The sequence below is a fragment of the Arthrobacter sp. AG367 genome (genome assembly GCF_007828995.1).
Lineage (GTDB): Bacteria > Actinomycetota > Actinomycetes > Actinomycetales > Micrococcaceae > Arthrobacter.
This window is the reverse complement of sequence record NZ_VIVE01000001.1, coordinates 34,408-54,255: the sequence shown is the minus strand read 5'-3', so window position 1 is coordinate 54,255 and position 19,848 is coordinate 34,408. Positions and strand designations below refer to the sequence as shown.

Sequence of the window (19,848 nt, the reverse complement as noted above, 5' to 3'; positions counted from 1 at the left end):
AGCTACCAGGCCAGAGTCTGGGCCCTGCGCCTGATTTCGGTCTTGCGCCCTTCCCGAAGGGCATCGATGGGGCGGCCGCGCAGGGATTCGTCGGCGGTGAACAGCCAGCCAATAAGGTCCTCGTCCGAATAGCCGGCATCTGCCAGCACCACGATGGTCCCCTTTAGGCTGTCCACTACCTGGCCGTCCTGGATGAATTCCGCTGGAACCGACCGGATCTTCCGTTCCCCAACGCGCAATGCAGCGAGGGCATGTTCGTCAATCAGGCTGTGGACCTTGGTGATGGAGACATCCAATAAACGGGCGACGTCGGGCAGTGGCAGCCACTCGCCCACCAGGTTTTCTACGTTATTCACGGATCAAGGTTGCCACGCTGCGCACCCCCGCGCCTAGTCGGAGCATTCCATTCCGCTCCTGGCCTGCGGACACTCCCGAAAAGAGGGCATTACGGGGAATCCCAAAATTCTTGTGCTATCCGCTAATTCATGAGAGATTCACACTCATAACATTTGTAACACTAATAACTTGAGTCACAGTAGTATCAAGATTGACAGCGGCATCCCCGTCCGCGTCCGCACCCGCAGTTGAGAAGAGGATTCCTTCCGATGACGACGTCCCGCTCGCCAAAGCAGCCCCCCAAGCCGAGTCTGCCGATGATTGCCGCCACCACAGCGGCGCTGCCAGCGGTCGTATTGTCATCCTTGGCCCTCGCTCAACCTGCCGCGGCACAGCAGCCCGCACGGAACATCCCCAGCAGCCTCGCAGCAGCCATGAAGGCCCAGGCTGCAGCGAAGGCAGCCGGAACGGTGATTCCCGCCGCCGTGGTATCCACCACCATCCCGGCCGCCTTCCAGCCCGCACAGCCGGCGGCACCTGCGGAGTACACGATTGCCCGCGGCGACACCGTCAGCGCGATTGCCGGCCGCTTCGGTTTGGATACCGGCGAAATCCTCAAGCTGAACAACCTGCAGGCCAACACCATCATTTACCCGGGGCAGAAACTAAAGCTGTCCGGTTCGGCTGCACCTGCGGCCCCCGCACCTGCGGCTGCCCCGGCTGCTCCGGCCCCTGCTGGTGGAGCAACGTACACGGTGAAGCCGGGCGACACCCTCGGTGCGATCGCAGCAAAGCACAACGTGGCCCTTTCCGACGTCTTCACCTGGAACAATCTCTCCATGCGCTCCATCATCTACCCGGGGCAGAAGATCAAGGTGGGTGGCGGCGATTCCACGCCTGCTCCCGCAGCGGCCCCGGCCCCCGCCCCGGCCGCACCTGCGCTGGCCGCCACCTCAGCACCGGCAACCGGCTCCTACACGATCAAAGCCGGAGACACGCTGTCGGCGATTGCATCCCGGCACGGGGTAAAGCTGTCTGACCTGCTCTCGGCGAACAAGCTGGGCATGACCAGCATCATCTACCCTGGCAGCAAGCTGGCCATTCCCGGCGGCTCCGGCCAGTCGGATCCGCAGCCGGCTGCTGCGGCCCCGCAGCCTGCTGCCGCGCCCCTGGTGCCCAGCTCCTTCCTGGGCTTCAGCTACCCGGCTGCCGTGGTCAGCTCGGCCAATGAAAACAAGGCCCTGCTGAACGCCTCCCCCGTTCCCTCGCGGGATGAAATGAAGAACATCGTTGCCGATACGGCACGCCGGATGGGAGTGGATCCTTCCCTGGCCCTCGCCTTCGCCTTCCAGGAATCCGGTTTCAACCAGCGCGCCGTGTCACCGGCCAACGCCATCGGCACCATGCAGGTCATTCCCAGTTCCGGGCAGTGGGCCTCAGACCTGGTGGGCCGGAAGCTGAACCTGTTGGACCCCTACGACAATGCCACAGCCGGCATCGCCATCATCCGGCAGTTGCTGGCCACCAGCAAGGACCAGGACACCGCCATTGCCGGGTACTACCAGGGCCAGTACTCGGTGAGCAAGTACGGCATGTACGACGACACCAAGGCCTACCTCGCTGCCATCAAGGCGCACCAGAAGAACTTCGGCTGAGCGGGCCGCCGGCCAGTCCTGAGTGCGGGTCCGAACCGTTACCGGTTCGGACCCGTTTTCGTGTCGGACGCGTTTTGCTGCGGGATTAGGATCGTATGGTGCAGGAACACGTGTCAGACCCAGTTGCAGGGACCCTGGTGGACAACCGTTATGCAGTCACCTCCAGGCTTGCCCGTGGCGGAATGTCCACCGTCTACCTGGCCATAGACCAAAGGCTGGACCGTGAGGTGGCGCTGAAGGTGCTGCACCCCCACCTCGCTGCTGATGGGAACTTCCTGGACCGGCTGGGCCGGGAGGCAAAGGCGGCCGCCCGGCTGTCGCATCCGCACGTGGTGGGTGTCCTTGACCAGGGCAATGACGGCAACACGGCCTACCTCGTAATGGAGTACATCAAGGGCCACACGCTGAGGGACGTTCTCAGGGAAAGGGGTGCCCTGCCTCCCCGGCTGGCGCTGGCACTGATCGATCCGGTGGTGGGGGGCCTGGGCGCGGCACACGCTGCCGGCTTTATCCACCGTGACGTCAAGCCCGAGAACGTCCTGATCGCCGATGACGGCAGGATCAAAATAGGCGACTTTGGACTTGCCCGTGCCGTTACCAGTTCAACCAGCACCGGGGCCCTGCTCGGAACGGTGGCCTATATCTCCCCGGAACTGGTCCTGGGCAAGCCGGCAGACGCCCGCAGCGACGTCTACTCCGTGGGCATCATGCTTTATGAGATGTTGACCGGCAGGCAGCCGTTCGAGGGCGAAGTCCCCATCCAGGTGGCCTACCAGCACGTCAACGGAACCGTGGGCCCGCCATCGGACCTGGTGCCGGGGCTGGCCGGGGAAGTGGACGAACTGGTGCAGTGGTGTACTGCCAATGATCCGGAAAACCGGCCGGTGGACGGCAATGCCCTGCTGCAGGAACTGCGCCACATCCGGACCAACCTCACTGATGCCGAACTGGACCTGCTGCCTCCTGCAGCCGCTGCCGCCGCGTCCCAGCACCAGACCGAGGTCCTGGCACGGCGCAGCAACCCCACAACGCTGATGCCTCCCGCCCGGCCCGCCGCCCCTGCCTACCCGCCCGGCCGGCAGGAGGCACCGGCCCCGTCGGCATCGGCGGGCCCTGCCGCCCAGGTGCCATATCACCAACGGCCCGGATTAGCATTGCCCGACGACGACGATGCGGACAGCGGATGGTCTCCCCCGCCGCCGCGGCTGGGCAAGCGGGCCCAGCGCCGGGCGGACAAGGAAAGCGGGAAACTCCGCGCCCTTGCCGCTGCCACGCCGGTGCGCACGCTTCGGGAGGGAAATCCCCGCCGCCGCGGCATCCTTTGGGTCCTGGTCCTCATCATCGCCGCACTCCTGGCGACGGGCGCCGGCTGGTTTTTCGGAATGGGTCCGGGCGCCGCGGCCGCCGTACCGGCGGTCGCCAACAAGACTGTGGCGCAAGCCCAGCAGTTGCTGGGCGGAGTGGGCTTCCGCTCCACTACGAGCGATGTCTTCGACGACGAGGTGCCCACCGGGCTGGTAGTGGGCACGGACCCCGCCGCGGGGACGGAGATCCGGAAGTTCCAGCCGGTTTCCCTGCTGGTTTCAAAAGGTCCCCAGCTTTTTCCCTTGCCGAAACTCACGGGCGGAACCTTGTCTGAGGCGAAGACCTCCCTCAACTCCGATGGCATGGCCCTGGGCACTGTCACTGAACAGTTCGATGAACAGGCGGCTGCTGGAACCGTCATGTCGCAGGACCCTGCCGCGGGCACGCCTGCCCGCCACGGCACCCCCGTTGCGATCGTGGTTTCCAAGGGCCCGCAGCCCATCGCCGTCCCTTCGGTGGTCGGGAAATCCGGGGACGACGCCGTGGCGGCACTGAAGGCAGCAGGCCTCACTGCCAAAGTAGCCCCGGAGGCGGTGTTTGACCGGAACATCCCGGAGGGCGCCGTCGTCAGCCAGTCCCCCGCCAACGGGACACTGACCCGGGGTGGCACTGTTACCCTGACCATTTCCAAGGGCCCCAGGATGGTGGCGGTGCCGAGCTACATCGGCAAGCAGGCAACTGAAGCGCGCAAGGCGCTGGAAGCACTCGGCTTCCAGGTCCGGGTGAACAACATTTTGGGCGGCTTCTTCGGCACGGTGAGGGACCAGTCGCCGGTGAACCGGGAAGTTCCGGAGGGCTCAGTCATCACCATCACCGTGGTGTAGCCCCCTGTCTTTCAATGAAAAAGGGTGGGCCGGCAGTGCCGGCCCACCCTTTTACTGCCCTGGTCCTAGTGCTTGGCGAGGGCGCCGGCCACCAGGAACGCCATCTCAAGGGACTGCATGTGGTTCAGGCGGGGATCGCAGACGGACTCGTAGCGGTCCAGGAAGGCCTCCTGGTCGATCGGGTCCGCGCCACCCAGGCACTCCGCGACGTCATCGCCGGTCATCTCGACGTGCAGGCCGCCCGGTACCGTCCCCAGCCCGTGGTGCACCTCGAAGAAACCGCGCACCTCGTCAATGACGTCGTCGAAATTGCGCGTCTTGTAACCGTTGGGCGACGTGACGGTGTTGCCATGCATGGGGTCCGTCACCCACAGGACCTGCGCGCCGGAGGCGGTGACCTTTTCGACGACGGCCGGCAGTTTTTCGCGAATGTTGCCGGCGCCCATACGGGTAATGAAGGTGAGCCGGCCGGGTTCGCGGTCCGGATCCAGCTTGTCGATCAGGCGGAGGGCGTCATCACCGGTAGTGGACGGCCCGAGCTTGACGCCGATCGGGTTGCGCACCCGTGAAAGGAAGTCGACGTGGGCGTGGTCCAGCTCGCGGGTGCGCTCCCCGATCCAGAGGAAGTGGGCCGAAGTGTCGTACGGGAAGCCGGTGCGGGAGTCGATGCGGGTGAGGGCGCGTTCGTAGTCGAGCAGCAGGGCCTCGTGGCTTGCGAAGAACTCAACCCGCTTAAGTGCTTCGAAATCGGCGCCGCAGGACGCCATGAACTTGATGGCCCGGTCGATGTCGCGGGCCAGCGACTCATAGCGGGCGTGGGCCGGGTTCTCGGTGAAGCCCTTGTTCCACTGGTGCACGGAGCGCAGGTCCGCGAAGCCGCCCTGGGTGAAGGCCCGGATGAGGTTCAGCGTGGATGCGGAAGTGTGGTAGGCACGCAGCATCCTCGACGCATCGTGGCCGCGTGACTCGGGGGTGAAGTCATAGCCGTTGACGATGTCGCCGCGGTAGGCGGGCAGGGTCACTCCGTTACGGGTTTCGCCATTGGAGGAGCGGGGCTTGGCGAACTGGCCGGCCATCCGGCCCATCTTGATAACCGGCATTGCTGCGCCGTAGGTAAGCACCACGGCCATCTGGAGGATGGTTTTGACCCGGGCGCTGATCTTGTCAGCCGTGGCGGCCTCGAATGTTTCGGCGCAATCACCGCCCTGCAGCAGGAACGCCTTGCCTTGGGCGGCAGCAGCCAGGCGCTCGCGCAGCACGTCCACTTCGCCGGCGAACACCAGCGGCGGCAGGACGGAGAGTTCCTTCACCGAAGCCTCAAATACATCCCGGTCCTGCCAACTGGGCTGCTGGGAAATGGGAAGGTCCCGCCAGTGGTCCAGTCCGGGATAGTTTGCCGCTCCGCTCTGGGCGGTGCTGGACAGCGAAAAGACGGGTTTTGCAGATAGCTCAGTCACCCTCTAAGACTAACGGCAGGGCGGCACCACCGGGCACCTGGCCGTCACGCTGACCGCCGCCGCCGTCACAACTGCGGCGCGCCCCGTGGAAGGTCCGGCTACCCCGTCGCCGATGTTCCGGCGTCGTCCCCGGCGTCGTCGCGGGCACCGGGCTGCGGTACGGACGGTCCTCCGGCGCCTGGCTCCGGGACAAAACCATTGTCGGCGGCCACCGGAGCGGCAAGCGGTTCGGCTGCAGCCACGGGTTCTCCGGGCTTGCCGGCGAGCCGAAGCTTCACCACGGCGGCGTACTCGTCCACGTACTCCTGCCCGGAAAGCCTCATCAGCTGGGACATGATCTCATCCGTGACCTTGCGCTGGACCGTCCTGTCCTCTGCCTGCTCACGGTACTGGCTGAAGTCCAGCGGTTCGCCGAAGATCATCCCGATCCGGCGGATGTTGGGCAGCCGTTTGCCGATGGGCTGGACCTTGTCAGTGCCGATCATGGCAACCGGAATCACCGGGACGCCGGCCTGCAGGGCCAGCCTGGCCACGCCCACCTTGCCGCGGTACAACCGCCCGTCGGGGCTGCGCGTGCCCTCGGGGTAAATGCCCAGCAGGCCGCCTGCGTTGAGTACTTCCATCCCGGCATTCAGGGATGCGGCAGAGGCAGCGCCTCCGGACCGGTCCATGGGCAACTGGTTGGTGAGGCGGAAGAACGCGGCAGTCAGCCTGCCCTTGATTCCGGTGCCCGTGAAGTACTCGGACTTGGCCAGGAAGACCACGGGCCGCCGCACCATGAGTGGCATGAAGATGGAATCGGAGAATGAAAGGTGGTTGGAGGCGATGATGGCGGCCCCCTGCGCGGGAATATTGTCCAGGCCCTTGACCCAAGGCCGGAACAGCAGCTTGATCACCGGACCGAGGAAGATCCTTTTCATAACCCAATAGAACACGTGGTGAACCTCTCCGGAAGGCAGCCCCCGGGCCCTGCGTCGGGCCTGGCCAGCGAGTCAATGCAACCCTACTCTAGTGAGATTTGGCGGGAACAGTGACACGATGGAGTCATGACTGAAAGCAGCATCCCGACCCGGCCGGCCGCTTTCAGTTATCCAGGCCACGGGGCCAATGCCCGCATCGGGGTAGCCATATGCCACGGCTTCACGGGCAGTCCGCTGAGCATCATGCCGTGGGCGCAGCACCTGGCGGAGCTGGGGTACGCCGTATCCGTCCCCCTGCTGCCGGGGCACGGCACGGACTGGCGCCAGCTTGCACGGACAAGCTGGAAAGACTGGTACCGCAGCTACGAAACGGCCCTCCTGGATCTTTCGGGGCGCACCGATGCCTGCTTCGCCGCGGGTCTGTCCATGGGCGGTGCCATTGCACTGCCTGCGGCGTCCCGCCACCACGTGGCCGGTGTCAGTGTGGTCAACCCCGGGCTGAGCTTCTACGACCGGCGGGTGCGGATCATAGGACTCCTCAAATACTTCCAGCGGACCACGGTTCCCATTCAGGAGGACCAACCCACGGCACCCGCGACGGACGACGGCGACTATTCGCTGACTCCGCTGGCTGCCGTGCATGAGCTGAAGAAACTGTTCGGGGCGGCAGTGCGCGGCCTGCCCCGGGTGGACGCCCCGGTCCAGGTCTTCAAGTCGCGCACTGACGCCGTTGTTCCGCCAACATCGCTGGCGCTGCTGCGCAAAGGGCTGGCCGGACACCTCGCGGAAGTGACGGACCTTGCCAGCAGCGGACATGTGGCTACTCTTGACGTTGACGCGCCCGTAATTTTCGCCCGGTCGGCAGAATTCGTCGCCGCCCACGCCCGCCGCACCAGCACCTTGGAGACGACATGACGTCCGGTCCGGACCACAGCCCCTTCAGCAGTGCCTTCAGCGGCGAAGGGCCCCGCACGGGAGTCGTCCTGTCCCACGGCTTCACGGGGAGCCCCCATGGCCTGCGCGCCTGGGCCATGGCCTTCGCCGCGGCCGGTTTCGCCGTCCGGATGCCGCTGCTGCCGGGCCACGGGACCAGTTGGCAGGACCTTGCCCGAACCCGCTGGCAGCAATGGCACGGCGCCCTGGATGACGCCTTCCTGGAACTGGACGCCGAGTGTGACCAGGTCTTCGCGGCGGGCCTTAGCATGGGCGGGGCCCTGGCCCTGCGCATCGCGGCCACCCGGCCGGTCGCCGGAGTCCTCCTGGTGAACCCCGGCCTGGTGATTGACGATCCCCGGGCGTCGCTGGCCGGGCTCCTCAAACTGGTGCTGAAAAGCACCCCGTCCATCGGCAATGACATCCTCAAGGCAGGTGTGGACGAGGGCGCGTATGCCCGAACCCCTGTGGCCGCGGCCCATGAGCTCAACAAAATGTTCAAGGACACTGTCCGGCTCCTCCCACGGGTCACGGCACCTGTCCAGGTGTACCGTTCCGCTGTGGACCATGTGGTGTCCGATGCCAGCATGGATGTCCTCCGGCGGGGCCTGGCACATGCGCCCCTGGAAGTGGTCCGGCTGGAGAACAGCTACCACGTCGCCACGCTGGACAACGACGCCGACCGCATCTTCGAGGGGTCGGTGGACTTTATCCGCCGGGTGCTGGCATCCGGGCCCGCCAGCCCGGCCGGACCGGGACAGGAGGTCCGCAGTGAACAGGCCTGATTCGGAGCAGCCGGACCAGGGTGCCAACCAGGACGACGCCGTATGGCTTGACTTGGTGGCGCGGCTCGAATCGGACACCGTGGCCATTCGGCCCGACACTCCTGTATCCGGGGAGCAACCGCCCACCGGGATTGTGCCCAATGGAACTGTGCCCCATGGAACCGGGCACAATGAAACTGCGCCCACCGGAAGTGGACCTACCGCGCCCGAAACGCCTGGCCCGTCCTCCTTCCGCGACTTCGATCCCTTGGGCCTGGCCGGGAGGCCGCCGGCCGAACCGTCTGCGGCGCAGCGCCAGGCGCCAGGTGGGCCGGACGGTCCTACGCCAAGCGGGTCCCCGGAGGGACCGCGGGACTATGAGGTGGACGACGACGGCGAGGAGTTCGTGCCGGAGGAACCGCCCAGCCTGGCCGGCACCGATCCCCTGACCATGCTGGCCTGGCTCGGCGCCGTAGGTGGACCGGTGGCGCTGCTGCTGTCGGCAATGTTCTGGCGCACGGCGCCCCTGCTGGCCATCGTCGGCATTGTTGCCGTGTTCGTGCTGGGGACGGTGTACCTGATCATGAAGCTGCCCGAAGAAAAGAACGGCGACGACGACGGCGCGAGGGTCTAGCGCAGCTCCTCCTGGGCCACCGCCGGACCAGCCGCCGTCGTCAATTGCGGACGCGGCTGCTGACGCGCGAAAGGTCGGCCGCGCCGATGAGGCCCGCGTTGGGGCCCAGGGCCGCCAACTCGATCCCTGCGGCCGGGCGGAATCCGCGGCCCGTCAGGTTCCGCGCGAACGCTTTGCGGGCCGGCTCCACCAGCAGGTCGCCCGCCGAGCAGAGCCCGCCGCCGATAACGAAGAGGCCCGGGTCCAGGGCCGCCGCCAGGTTGGCCAGCCCCAGGCCGAGCCATTCGCCAACTTCCTCGATCAGCTCCCGTGAGGCGGGATCGCCGGCCAGGGCCAGTTCGGTCACGATGGCTCCGCTGATGGCCTCGGGATGTCCGCCCACGGCTGCCAGCAGGTCGTGGGCCACCGGCGAGTTCGACCGGGCCAGGAGCCTGGCTTCGCGGCCCAGGGCGTTGCCGGAGGCGTATTGTTCCCAGCATCCGCGGTTGCCGCATTCGCAGCGGTGGCCTCCGGGCATGATGATCTGGTGGCCGAACTCCCCTGCCACGCCGAACCGGCCACGTTCCACCCTGCCGTCCATCACCATGGCGCCCCCGATGCCGGTGCCCAGCGTGATGCAGACCAGCCGGTCCTCTCCCTGCCCGGCGCCAAAGCGCCATTCGGCCCAGGCCGCGGCGTCGGCGTCGTTGGTCAGCAACACCGGACGGCGGAGGAGCCGCTGGAGGTTCTCACGCAGCGGTTCGTTGCGCCAGGCCAGGTGCGGGCTGAAGAGCACGGTTCCACCGGCCAGGTCCATCCACCCCGCAGCACCGATGCCCACGGACCAGATGCGGTGCCCCCGGCCGAGTTCCTCCACCAGTTCCACGATGACCTGCTCCACTGCCCGTGGGTCGGTGCCCGGGGTGGACCGGCGGGCTTCACTGAGGATCCTGCCTTCCGCGTCCACCACCCCGGCGGCCACCTTGGTCCCCCCGATGTCTATGCCGATGGCCAGCCCCTTGCGGCCAAGGCGAAGGTGCCCGCCCACACTTCCGTGCAACTGTCCGGCGCGGTACGTGGCGGGACGGCGGCGCCAGGGCGCTGGTCTTTTGAGGGGGCCGGCCTGATCGCCGGACGACGGTCCGTACATAGTGCACCATTCTAGGCGGGCGGAAGGATTGTCTTGACATACAGTCCCCCATGCAGCGCCCATTGACGGCTAAGTTACTCGCCAGTAGGTTTGTGTACTGCACAGTTCCGGCAGGGGTACTAGTCTTTAGGCAAACCCCTGCGCGGGACTTCAGATATCAAAGGAGCTATAGTGCGCGAATTCAGTGTTCCGCCCCTGGTTGTTGTCCCTCCGGAAACCAACATCACCGACCTGGTGCTGCGGCAGGCAGCCAAGCCCAGCAACCCGGCACTGTTTTCCCGCCTGGACTCCGCAGGCTCGTGGCGCGACGTGTCCGCCCACGAGTTCCTCGCCGACGTGAAGGCGCTGGCCAAGGGGCTCATCGCCAGTGGGGTGGGGGCGGGCGACCGCGTTGGCATCATGTCCCGCACCCGTTACGAGTGGGCACTCGTGGACTTCTCCATCTGGTTCGCCGGGGCTGTGTCGGTGCCCATCTATGAAACCTCGTCCCCTTCCCAGGTTGCCTGGAACCTGGGCGATTCCGGCGCTGTGGCGGCATTCGGCGAGTCCGCCCATCACGAAAACGTCATCCGGCAGGCCGTCACCGCCGAAGGACTCACGGCAGTGCAGCATGTGTGGCAACTCGAGGGCCAAGGCCTCGACAGCCTTCGCGAGGCAGGCCGCGACGTCAGCGATGAAAAGCTGGAGTCACGACGCAGTGCAGCCGGCCTCCACGACATTGCCACGATCATTTACACGTCGGGCACCACAGGGCGTCCCAAAGGCTGCGAACTCACGCACGGCAACTTTGTGGAGCTGTCCGACAACGCACTGGCCATCATCGGTGAAATCGTCCACGAGAACGCCAAGACCATCATGTTCCTCCCGCTGGCCCATGTGTTTGCCCGCTTCATTTCGGTGCTGGCCATGGCGGCCGGTACCACCGTGGCCCACACTCCGGACATCAAGAATCTCCTGGCCGACCTGCAAAGCTACGAGCCGACATTCATCCTTGCGGTGCCCAGGGTCTTTGAAAAGGTCTACAACTCCGCGCTGACCAAGGCGGAGGACGGCGGCAAGGGCGCCATCTTCCACCGCGCCGCCGAAACTGCCATCGCGTTTTCCAAAGCCCGCCAGGACGGACACGTGGGGCTGGGCCTGAAGCTGCGGCACGCACTGTTCGACAAACTGGTGTACGGCAAGCTGCGGGCGGCGATGGGCGGACACGTTGCCCACGCGGTGTCCGGCGGCGGCCCGCTTGGCGAGCGGCTGGGACATTTCTTCCAGGGCATCGGGATGCAGGTGCTGGAGGGCTATGGCCTCACCGAGACCACCGCCCCCATCACGGTCAACACCCCGTCCCGGATCAAGATCGGTTCGGTGGGCAAGCCCCTCCCGGGAAACGCCGTGAAGATTGCCGACGACGGCGAGATCCTGGCCAAGGGGGTCTGCGTGATGCGGGGCTACTACCGGCGGGACGACCTCACAGCAGAGGCGTTCACCGATGGCTGGTTCCACACCGGTGACATCGGCCGGCTGGACGATGAAGGCTTCGTCTGGATCACCGGCCGCAAGAAGGAGATCATCGTCACCGCGGGCGGCAAGAACGTCATCCCCGCGTTGCTCGAAGACCAGATCCGTGCCGACGCCCTGGTGTCGCAGGTCCTGGTGGTGGGTGACAACAGGCCGTTCATCGGGGCCCTGGTGACCCTCGACCAGGAAGCGCTGCCAGGGTGGCTCCAGCGCCACGGCCTTCCGGCGGACACTACCCTTGAGCAGGCGGCGGGCAACCCGGTAGTGAAGGCAGCAGTGCAGGACCTGATTACCGCGGCAAACACCTCAGTTTCCCAGGCCGAGGCCATCAAGTCCTTCCGCATCGTCCCGGCAGACTTCACCGAAGCCTCCGGGCACCTGACCCCCTCCATGAAGGTGAAGCGGGCGCAGGTGATGAAGGACTTCGAAACCGTCATCGAGGAGATGTACTCCGCGCCGCGTTCCTGACGTCCCACAACAAAGGAAGGGTCCTTCACCTTGTGAAGGACCCTTCCTTTGTTGTGCAGCCTTACCCTACTGTTCGATGACCAGCAGCAGGTCCCCGCCCTGGACCTGCTCCACCGCTGAGATGGCCAGGCGGGAAACCTTGCCGCCCACCGGCGTCGTGATGGACGCCTCCATCTTCATGGCCTCGATGGTTGCCACCGTGTCACCCGCGTTGACGGAATCGCCGGGCTTGACCGTGACGGTAACGGCACCGGCGAACGGTGCGGCCACCTGCCCGGGCTGGGCGGGATCGGCCTTCTCGGCGGCCTTGACGTTGCTGACCACCGACCGGTCGCGCACCATGACCGGGCGGGACTGGCCGTTGAGGGTGCACATGACGGTGCGCATGCCCTTCTCGTCCGGCTCCGAGACCGCCTCCAGGGAAGCAATCAGCCGGACACCGCGCTCCAGCTGGATCTCGTGCTCGGTGCCGCGCTGCAGCCCGTAAAGGTAGTCGCGGGTATCCAGCACGGAGATGTTGCCGTAAGTCTCCACGCTCTTCAGGTAGTCCTTGGTGGGACCGTCGAAGAGCAGCCGGTTCAGCGTGCGCTGGCGGGTCTTGGAATCGGACTTCAGTGCGGCGCTGTCCTCGGCGCTGAGTTCCACGTCGCGGACCTTCACGCTGCGGCCCTGGAGGGCCTTGGTGCGGAAGGGCTCCGGCCAGCCTCCGGGAGGATCACCGAGCTCGCCGGACAGGAAGCCGATCACGGAGTCCGGAATGTCGTAGTTCTGCGGATTCGCCTCAAAGTCAGCGGGATCGGCGTTCAGGCCCACCAGGTGCAGGGCGAGGTCGCCCACTACCTTAGACGACGGCGTCACCTTGACCAGGTGCCCCAGGATGCGGTCCGCGGCGGTGTACATGTCCTCGATGGCTTCGAACCGCTCCCCCAGCCCCAGCGCCATGGCCTGCTGGCGCAGGTTGGACAGCTGGCCGCCCGGGATCTCGTGCTTGTACACGCGGCCGGTGGGGCCGGGCAGGCCCGACTCGAACGGTGCGTACACGCGGCGGACGGCCTCCCAGTACGGCTCGAGCGAGCTGACGGCGTCCAGGCTGATGCCGGTGTCCCGTGGAGTGTGGGCAAGGGCGGCGACAAGGGCCGACGCCGAGGGCTGGCTGGTGGTGCCGGCCAGGGATGCGGAAGCAACGTCCACGGCATCCACACCCGCGTCGACGGCGGCCAGCAGCGTGGCCAGCTGGCCACCGGCGGTGTCGTGCGTGTGCAGGTGGACCGGCAGGTCGAACCGTTCGCGGAGGGCAGCCACGAGCCTGGCGGCAGCTGCGGGACGGAGCAGGCCGGCCATATCCTTGATCGCCAGGATGTGGGCTCCGGCGTCGACGATCTTCTGGGCCAGCTGGAGGTAATAGTCCAGCGTGTAGAGTTTCTCCTCCGGGTCCAGCATGTCGCCCGTGTAGCAGAGGGCCACCTCGGCGACGGCGGTGCCGGTGGCGCGCACGGCACGGATGGCCGGTGCCATCTGGCTGACGTCGTTCAGGGCGTCGAAAATGCGGAAAATGTCAATGCCGGTGGCGGCCGCCTCGTTGACGAACGCCTCGGTGACCTCCTCCGGGTACGGGGTGTAGCCAACGGTGTTCCGGCCGCGCAGCAGCATTTGGATGCAGACGTTCGGCATGGCGGCGCGCAGGGCAGCGAGCCGGTCCCAGGGGTCCTCCCCCAGGAAGCGCAGCGCGACGTCATAAGTTGCTCCACCCCAGGCTTCCACGGACAGCAGCTGTGGAAGGAGCGCCGTGACGGCCGGACCGGCGGCAACGAGGTCCCGGGTGCGGACGCGGGTGGCCAGCAGGGACTGGTGCGCATCGCGGAAGGTGGTGTCCGTGACGGCCACGGCGTTCTGCTCCCGCAGCGCCTTCGCGAAGCCTTCCGGCCCCAGCTCGAGGAGTTTCTGGCGCGAACCCGGTGCTGCCGTTATGCCTTTGACGTCAGGCAGCTTCTGGGCGGGATTGGAGTGCACGGTCAATTCACCGTTGGGCTTGTTGACGGTGACGTCGGCCAGCCAGGTGAGGAGCTTCGTGCCGCGGTCTGCCGAAACGCGGGCCTTGAGCAATTCCGGGCGCTGGTCAATGAAGTTCGTGGCCACATCCCCGGCGATGAAGTCGGGATCGTCCAGCACTGCCTGGAGGAAGGGGATGTTCGTGGAGACACCGCGGATGCGGAATTCGGCCAGGGCACGGCGGGCCCGGGCCACTGCTGCCGGGTAGTCCCGGCCGCGGCAGGTGAGCTTGACCAGCATGGAATCAAAGTGGGGGCTGATTTCGGCGCCGGAGTAGACCGTGCCGCCGTCCAGCCGCACGCCGGCACCGCCGGCCGAACGGTAACCGGTGATCTTTCCGACGTCGGGCCGGAAACCGTTTGCGGGATCTTCCGTGGTGATGCGGCTCTGCAGTGCTGCGCCGCGCAGCTTGACGGAGTCCTGTGACAGGCCAAGGTCGGCGAGGGTCTCGCCGGAGGCGATCCGCATCTGGGCCTGGACCAGGTCCACGTCCGTGACTTCCTCGGTGACCGTGTGCTCCACCTGGATGCGCGGGTTCATTTCGATGAAGACGTGCTGGCCTGCCCGCTCGCCTTCTGTGTCCACCAGGAACTCGACGGTACCGGCGTTGACGTAGTTCAAGGCCTTGGCGAACTTCACCGCATCGCGGTAGAGGGCCTGGCGGATTCCTTCATCCAGGTTGGGGGCCGGAGCGATCTCGATGACCTTCTGGTGCCGCCGCTGGATGGAACAGTCGCGCTCGAAAAGGTGCATGACGTTGCCTTCGGCGTCCGCGAGGATCTGCACCTCGATGTGCCGCGGGCGCAGGACAGCCTGCTCCAGGAACATGGTGGGGTCACCGAACGCCGCGTCCGCTTCGCGCATTGCCGATTTCAAGGCCTCGGGCAGGGCCTCGCGGGTATCCACCCGGCGCATGCCGCGGCCGCCGCCGCCTGCCACAGCCTTGGCGAAGATGGGGAATCCGATCTCATCGGCCGCGGCCAGGAGCTCGTCCAGGTCCTTCGACGGCTCGCTGGACTTCAGGACCGGCACACCCGCCTCGCGGGCCGCCTTCAGTGCGGCAACCTTGTTGCCCGCAAGCTCCAGCACCTCGGCGGGCGGACCCACGAAGGTGATGCCGGCTTCCTTGGCCGCACGCGCCAGGTCCGGGTTTTCCGACAGGAAGCCGTAGCCCGGGTAGATGGCGTCCGCGCCGGACTCCTTGGCCACCCGTACCACTTCTGCGACGTCGAGGTATGCCCGGACGGGGTGGCCTTCCTCGCCAATCAGGTACGCCTCGTCCGCTTTCTGGCGGTGGATCGAGTTTCGGTCCTCTTGGGGAAAAACGGCAACGGTCTTGGCGCCCAGCTCGTAGCCGGCGCGGAAGGCCCTGATCGCGATTTCACCGCGGTTGGCCACCAGAATTTTGGAAAACATGCTTCTCCTGCATCATTGCGGGGTGGATCGATGAGTGGTCACAGTGTCTAGGACCTACAAGGACAAACACAAATCTTTGTGGCAACAGTCACAGATTTTCCCGTCATGTCCCGATCGCTTTCAGCCTGGCTGGCGGAAACCGCCCCGGCAGCACAGTCGGTGCCATGCCGACGCCCGGTAAAGCAGGATTCGCCGACGCATCAACATATGATGAGTAGGGCGGCAGGACCGTCCGGCTTCGGCTCTGCCGAGGCAAACATTACCCCCAACACGGCATCCGGCGTTAGGTTTTGGTCTCTCAAGTGCAAGTAGTCAGCATCAGCAGCCTCAAGGGTGGAGTCGGCAAGACTTCCGTCACCACAGGATTGGCGTCTGCGGCGCTTGCCGCCGGAGTCCGCACGCTGGTGGTGGACCTGGATCCGCACGCCGACGCCACCACGGCCCTCGGCGTACAGCCGGGCGACCAGTTGGATATCGGCCGGATGCTGAAGAGCCCACGAAGGGCGAAACTGGCCGGGAACGTGGTGCGCAGCAGCTGGGCTGACCGCACCCCCTCCAACGGCGCCGGGCCCGCTGTCCTGGATGTCGCCGTCGGCTCTGCCTACACCGGAATCTACGACCGGCCGGACCTTGGCCGCCGGGACCTCCGCAGGCTTTCCGCCGTGCTCGCCGGCACGGAAGAGTACCAGCTTGTCCTCATCGATTGCCCGCCGTCGCTCAACGGCCTGACGCGCATGGCGTGGGCTGCCAGCGACAAGGTCGCCCTGGTTGCCGAACCTGGCCTGTTCTCGGTTGCCGGTACGGAACGCACCATGCGGGCCATCCAGCTGTTCAAGCAGGAGTTTGCGCCCAATCTGTCACCGGCGGGCATCGTGGCCAACCGCGTCCGCAGCGGCTCTTCCGAGCACACCTACCGCCTGGCGGAGATGGAGTCCATGTTCGGCGAACTCCTGCTGAGCCCGCGGATTCCCGAACAGGCCAACTGGCAGCAGATCCAGGGCGCGGCGCACCCCGTCCACCACTGGCCCGGGGATTCAGCCAAGTCCGCGGCCGGATTGTTCGACGAACTGCTGTCCACCCTGATGGCGTCCGGCAAGGGCCTGCGCAGCCGCGCCCGCTAGGACCTCACGTCTTAAACAATCAGGGCGGCCCTCCAACTGGAGGGCCGCCCTGATTGTTTATGTGTAAGAACCGGTCAGCTGATCTTCCGGGCGGCGCGCCGCTTGCTCAGTTCATCGTCCGGAAAGGGCTGCTCGGCGGCATGCTCGCTGGGCAGGGACGCGAGGCTGCCTTCCACCTCGCGCCAGACGCGTCCCACGGCAATGCCGAAAACGCCTTGGCCGCCCTGCACCAAATCAATGACTTCGTCCGCGGACGTGCACTCGTAGACACTGGCGCCGTCGCTCATGAGCGTGATCTGGGCCAGGTCCTCGACGCCGCGTTCCCGGAGGTGTTCAACGGCGGTGCGGATCTGCTGAAGGGAAACGCCGGTGTCGAGGAGCCGCTTGACCACCTTGAGCACCAGGATGTCCCTGAACCCGTACAACCGCTGGGAGCCGGATCCTGCCGCGCCGCGGACGGCCGGCTCAACCAGGCCCGTCCGGGCCCAGTAATCGAGCTGGCGGTAAGTAATGCCGGCTGCCTTGCAGGCCGTAGGACCGCGGTAGCCGGCGTCCTCGTCCAGTACGGGAAGGTCCTCGGTGAACAGGAGGCCCTGGGCACCGCTCACGGGCACAGCAACACCAGCCGTGGGCTGTTTTAGCCCGCCTGCTTCGCCTTTGGGACTCACCTGGATCCTCCTTGTCGTACGCTCCCGGGAACTTGTAACGGCAAGCCTTGGCATGAAGACCATGCGTGTAATTATTCCGCGGGGCGCACTTTCCAGTGTGACTTGCGCGGCTGCCGTAAGCAAGGGAACTTGATACTTCGACGTTAGGCCCGGCAGGTCCCGAGGTCAAAGACCTTCGGGGGTTGGAAGAGGCGTGTCGAAACTTTCAGGCTTAACTTTAACCTTAACGTGACCTTAGCCGTCGAAATCCTCAGGTTCCACATCGTCAAGGAACTCACGGAAGCGGCGCAGTTCGCGCTCCTCATCCACGGTGGGGCCGGGCTCTGTATCCTCGCCTTCGTCGTGCTCAGTGATGCGGACGCCGGCCTCATCCATCACGGAGTCGGCGCACCAGATCCGGCACTTGGCGCGGAGCGCCACCGCAAGGGCATCAGACGCCCGCGAGCTCACCGTGGTCCCATTTTCGAACTGCAGCTGCCCGTAGAAGATGTTGTCCTCCACCGCGACGATGTTGACACTGACCACTGAGTGGCCCAGGGACTCCACGACGTCCACCAGGAGATCATGGGTCATGGGCCGGGGTGGGACCACACCCTGCTGGGCAAGGGCGATGGCGCTGGCTTCCGGAGTGCCGATCCAAATGGGGACGTGGCGTTCGCCGTGCATCTCCTTGAGCAGGACCAGCGGCTGGTTTGAAGGCAGTTCGATGCGAACGCCTACAATCTCGACTTCAATCATCAGATGTCCATGCGTGAGATGTGGTCCTGCACCAGGGCCCGGTGCAGGGTGAGGCAAAGATCGCTGATCTCGCGGGCCGCCTCTGCCGCGCGCGCCTGTGATGCAGAGTCCTTGCGCGAGGCAAGCGGCGCCACAGCGCGTTCCACCAGGCCGAATTCCCGTTCGGCCGCGGCCTGGAAAGGCCGCAGGTGCCTTGGTTCCAGCCCGTGGCTTTCCAGCTGGACGCACGCGCGGGCCACCTGGAGGGCATGTTCGTCGAACTGGCCGTTGCTGTGGCTGATGAGGCCGAAGCTCAGGAGCGACTGCAGCAGGGGCACGCTGGCGCCGGATTCGGTGCGGAGCTGTTCCTCGCTCAGTTTCCGGCCGCGGTTCTGAAGTTCGGCGGCCAGCTCGTCGGAGACTATGCGCGGGGAAACCACGACGCCGGGAGGCAGGTTCTCCGGCCGTTCCCCCCTGTCAATGGCGTCAAGGTAGTCCTTGATGACTTTCAGGGGCAGGTACTGGTCCCGCTGCAGGGCCAGTACGAAGCGCAGCCGCTCCACGTCACCGTCGGAATACTGGCGGTAGCCGGCAGGGGTGCGGCGTGGGTTGATCAGTCCCTTTTCCTCAAGGAACCGGATCTTCGACGCGGTCATGCCAGGGAAGTCGGCGCTCAGCTGGGCGAGAACTTCGCCAATGTTCAGGACCTGGGGGCCCCGGCGTTCCGGTTGTGCCATTGCCACAGGCAGCGGTCCCCGGGTCAGCTGCGGCCTGCAGCCGTGGCAGGGCTCAGGTAGAAGGTGAGGCGGAATTTGCCGATCTGGACTTCGCTGCCGGACCTCAGCTCAACGCGGTCCACGCGGTCGTGGTTGACGTAGGTGCCGTTGAGGCTGTTCATGTCCACGACTTCGAAGCTGCGTGCCGTGCGCCGGAATTCGACATGGCGGCGCGAAACCGTGACATCGTCCAGGAAGATGTCCGCGTCCGGGTGGCGCCCCGCGGTGGTCACGTCCGAATCCAGCAGGAACCGGGCGCCGGCATTCGGCCCGCTGTGGGCCACGAGGAGCGCGGAACCGGCGGGCAGGGCTTCCACCGAGTTGCGCTCTTCCGAGGACAGCCTGGGCGCGATGGTGGGTTCATCGGTGATGGGGGTGAGATGGATCGAGGTGGTCTCCGACGCCTTAGCCGCACCCGTGCCGTAATCCCCATCGGCAGGGTTGTGTCTGTGGCCAGCCATGGATTCCTCCTCTGTGACGCTGCAGGCGCAAACCTGCAGCCAACGTTTGCTCTCCGGCCCTGCCAGCAGGTCCGGCGCCGGCTCCCGATCCGGGGGCTGACGTGCGAAGACGCTTTGCCTGCGGCGCGGGGCCGGACCGGAATTACCGGTTAGCTTTAGCCTACCTGTTGTTCGTACTCGGATGCACTGAGCAGGGACTCAACTGCATCCGGTTCGGCGAGTTTGACCTCGATGAGCCAGCCGTCACCGTAGGGATCGGTGTTGATGAGGGCCGAATCGCTGTCCAGGGAGTCGTTCCGGGCCACCACTTCGCCGGAAACGGGTGCGTAGATGTCGCTCACGCTCTTGGTGGACTCGACCTCGCCCACCACTTCGTTCGCCGTAATCTTCGTGCCGACTTCGGGCATCTGGGCGTAGACGACATCTCCAAGGGCGTCCTGGGCAAAGTCGGTGATTCCCACGCGGACCACGCCGTCGGCATTCGGGGCCGTGACCCACTCGTGTTCGGCGGTGTAGGACAGGTCTTCGGGAATGTTGCTCATGGGTGGCCTTTCATCGGGGTACGCGCCAATGTCAAAAGGGGCCCGTAAAACGGGCCGCCGCTGAAAGTATAGGCATAACTGCCGGGGCCGGCGCGGGCGTT

Annotated in this window: 17 protein-coding genes; 7 read left to right on the top strand and 10 right to left on the bottom strand. The window is 65.9% G+C overall.

All coding sequences use genetic code 11. The features are described from left to right. Positions 1 to 2 precede the first annotated feature (2 nt). Positions 3 to 356 (bottom strand): Rv2175c family DNA-binding protein, encoded by a 354-nt coding sequence (locus tag FB478_RS00240; RefSeq protein WP_026266108.1) that lies wholly within the window; start codon positions 354 to 356, stop codon positions 3 to 5. A 249-nt stretch (positions 357 to 605) separates the two neighbouring features. On the opposite strand from FB478_RS00240, the gene FB478_RS00235 reads away from it, so the two are divergent. Both FB478_RS00235 and pknB read left to right on the top strand, forming a co-directional pair. Next, complete coding sequence (locus tag FB478_RS00235; protein WP_026266107.1) at positions 606 to 1,991, top strand: lytic transglycosylase domain-containing protein; 1,386 nt, start codon at positions 606 to 608, stop codon at positions 1,989 to 1,991. 95 nt (positions 1,992 to 2,086) lie between these two features. After that, positions 2,087 to 4,180: a Stk1 family PASTA domain-containing Ser/Thr kinase gene (pknB, locus tag FB478_RS00230; RefSeq protein WP_056389735.1), complete on the top strand. Its 2,094-nt coding sequence runs from the start codon at positions 2,087 to 2,089 to the stop codon at positions 4,178 to 4,180. A 65-nt stretch (positions 4,181 to 4,245) separates the two neighbouring features. Here the strand turns inward: pknB and FB478_RS00225 are convergent, their stop codons facing one another. Both FB478_RS00225 and FB478_RS00220 read right to left on the bottom strand, forming a co-directional pair. Beyond that, the gene (locus FB478_RS00225; RefSeq protein WP_144599593.1) at positions 4,246 to 5,637 is read right to left on the bottom strand and encodes a class II 3-deoxy-7-phosphoheptulonate synthase; all 1,392 of its coding nucleotides are present in this window, start codon (positions 5,635 to 5,637) and stop codon (positions 4,246 to 4,248) included. A 98-nt stretch (positions 5,638 to 5,735) separates the two neighbouring features. After that, positions 5,736 to 6,572: a 1-acyl-sn-glycerol-3-phosphate acyltransferase gene (locus FB478_RS00220; protein ID WP_026266106.1), complete on the bottom strand. Its 837-nt coding sequence runs from the start codon at positions 6,570 to 6,572 to the stop codon at positions 5,736 to 5,738. 111 nt (positions 6,573 to 6,683) lie between these two features. On the opposite strand from FB478_RS00220, the gene FB478_RS00215 reads away from it, so the two are divergent. The 3 genes from FB478_RS00215 to FB478_RS00205 are packed head-to-tail and all read left to right on the top strand — an operon-like array spanning position 6,684 to position 8,888. Then, positions 6,684 to 7,472, top strand: a complete 789-nt coding sequence (locus tag FB478_RS00215; RefSeq protein WP_144599591.1) for a carboxylesterase — start codon at positions 6,684 to 6,686, stop codon at positions 7,470 to 7,472. Beyond that, a complete protein-coding gene (locus FB478_RS00210; protein ID WP_018771501.1) occupies positions 7,469 to 8,275 on the top strand; it encodes a carboxylesterase in 807 nt (268 codons plus the stop codon). Before FB478_RS00215 ends, FB478_RS00210 begins: the two co-directional genes overlap by 4 nt. Continuing rightward, entirely contained in the window at positions 8,262 to 8,888 is a 627-nt protein-coding gene (locus tag FB478_RS00205) for a hypothetical protein (protein WP_144599589.1), read from the top strand. Before FB478_RS00210 ends, FB478_RS00205 begins: the two co-directional genes overlap by 14 nt. Positions 8,889 to 8,928: 40 nt before the next feature. On the opposite strand, the gene FB478_RS00200 is transcribed toward FB478_RS00205, so the two are convergent. Then, complete coding sequence (locus FB478_RS00200) at positions 8,929 to 10,017, bottom strand: ROK family glucokinase (protein WP_261377325.1); 1,089 nt, start codon at positions 10,015 to 10,017, stop codon at positions 8,929 to 8,931. Positions 10,018 to 10,188: 171 nt separating this feature from the next. Here FB478_RS00200 and FB478_RS00195 point away from each other — a divergent pair, with 171 nt between their 5' ends. Further along, positions 10,189 to 11,997, top strand: coding sequence for a long-chain fatty acid--CoA ligase (locus FB478_RS00195; protein WP_144599587.1), 1,809 nt, complete (start codon positions 10,189 to 10,191; stop codon positions 11,995 to 11,997). A 66-nt stretch (positions 11,998 to 12,063) separates the two neighbouring features. Here the strand turns inward: FB478_RS00195 and FB478_RS00190 are convergent, their stop codons facing one another. After that, positions 12,064 to 15,462 (bottom strand): pyruvate carboxylase, encoded by a 3,399-nt coding sequence (locus FB478_RS00190; RefSeq protein ID WP_144599585.1) that lies wholly within the window; start codon positions 15,460 to 15,462, stop codon positions 12,064 to 12,066. A 302-nt stretch (positions 15,463 to 15,764) separates the two neighbouring features. Between FB478_RS00190 and FB478_RS00185 the strand changes: the two genes are divergently transcribed. Beyond that, positions 15,765 to 16,583 (top strand): ParA family protein, encoded by an 819-nt coding sequence (locus FB478_RS00185; RefSeq protein ID WP_056389727.1) that lies wholly within the window; start codon positions 15,765 to 15,767, stop codon positions 16,581 to 16,583. 74 nt (positions 16,584 to 16,657) lie between these two features. On the opposite strand, the gene FB478_RS00180 is transcribed toward FB478_RS00185, so the two are convergent. The 5 genes from FB478_RS00180 to gcvH all read right to left on the bottom strand — a co-directional run bounded on the left by FB478_RS00180 (position 16,658) and on the right by gcvH (position 19,747). After that, on the bottom strand, positions 16,658 to 17,251 hold the full coding sequence (locus FB478_RS00180; protein ID WP_144599583.1) for a MerR family transcriptional regulator: 594 nt from the start codon (positions 17,249 to 17,251) through the stop codon (positions 16,658 to 16,660). A 234-nt stretch (positions 17,252 to 17,485) separates the two neighbouring features. Continuing rightward, positions 17,486 to 17,989 (bottom strand): bifunctional nuclease family protein, encoded by a 504-nt coding sequence (locus FB478_RS00175; protein ID WP_018771495.1) that lies wholly within the window; start codon positions 17,987 to 17,989, stop codon positions 17,486 to 17,488. After that, the gene (locus tag FB478_RS00170) at positions 17,989 to 18,705 is read right to left on the bottom strand and encodes a MerR family transcriptional regulator (RefSeq protein WP_018763526.1); all 717 of its coding nucleotides are present in this window, start codon (positions 18,703 to 18,705) and stop codon (positions 17,989 to 17,991) included. The genes FB478_RS00175 and FB478_RS00170 overlap by 1 nt, the downstream gene beginning before the upstream one ends. 23 nt (positions 18,706 to 18,728) lie before the next feature. Next, positions 18,729 to 19,205, bottom strand: a complete 477-nt coding sequence (locus tag FB478_RS00165; RefSeq protein ID WP_018771493.1) for an FHA domain-containing protein — start codon at positions 19,203 to 19,205, stop codon at positions 18,729 to 18,731. A gap of 155 nt (positions 19,206 to 19,360) precedes the next feature. Beyond that, positions 19,361 to 19,747, bottom strand: a complete 387-nt coding sequence (gene gcvH / locus FB478_RS00160; RefSeq protein ID WP_018763524.1) for a glycine cleavage system protein GcvH — start codon at positions 19,745 to 19,747, stop codon at positions 19,361 to 19,363. Between the last annotated feature and the right edge of the window lie 101 nt (positions 19,748 to 19,848).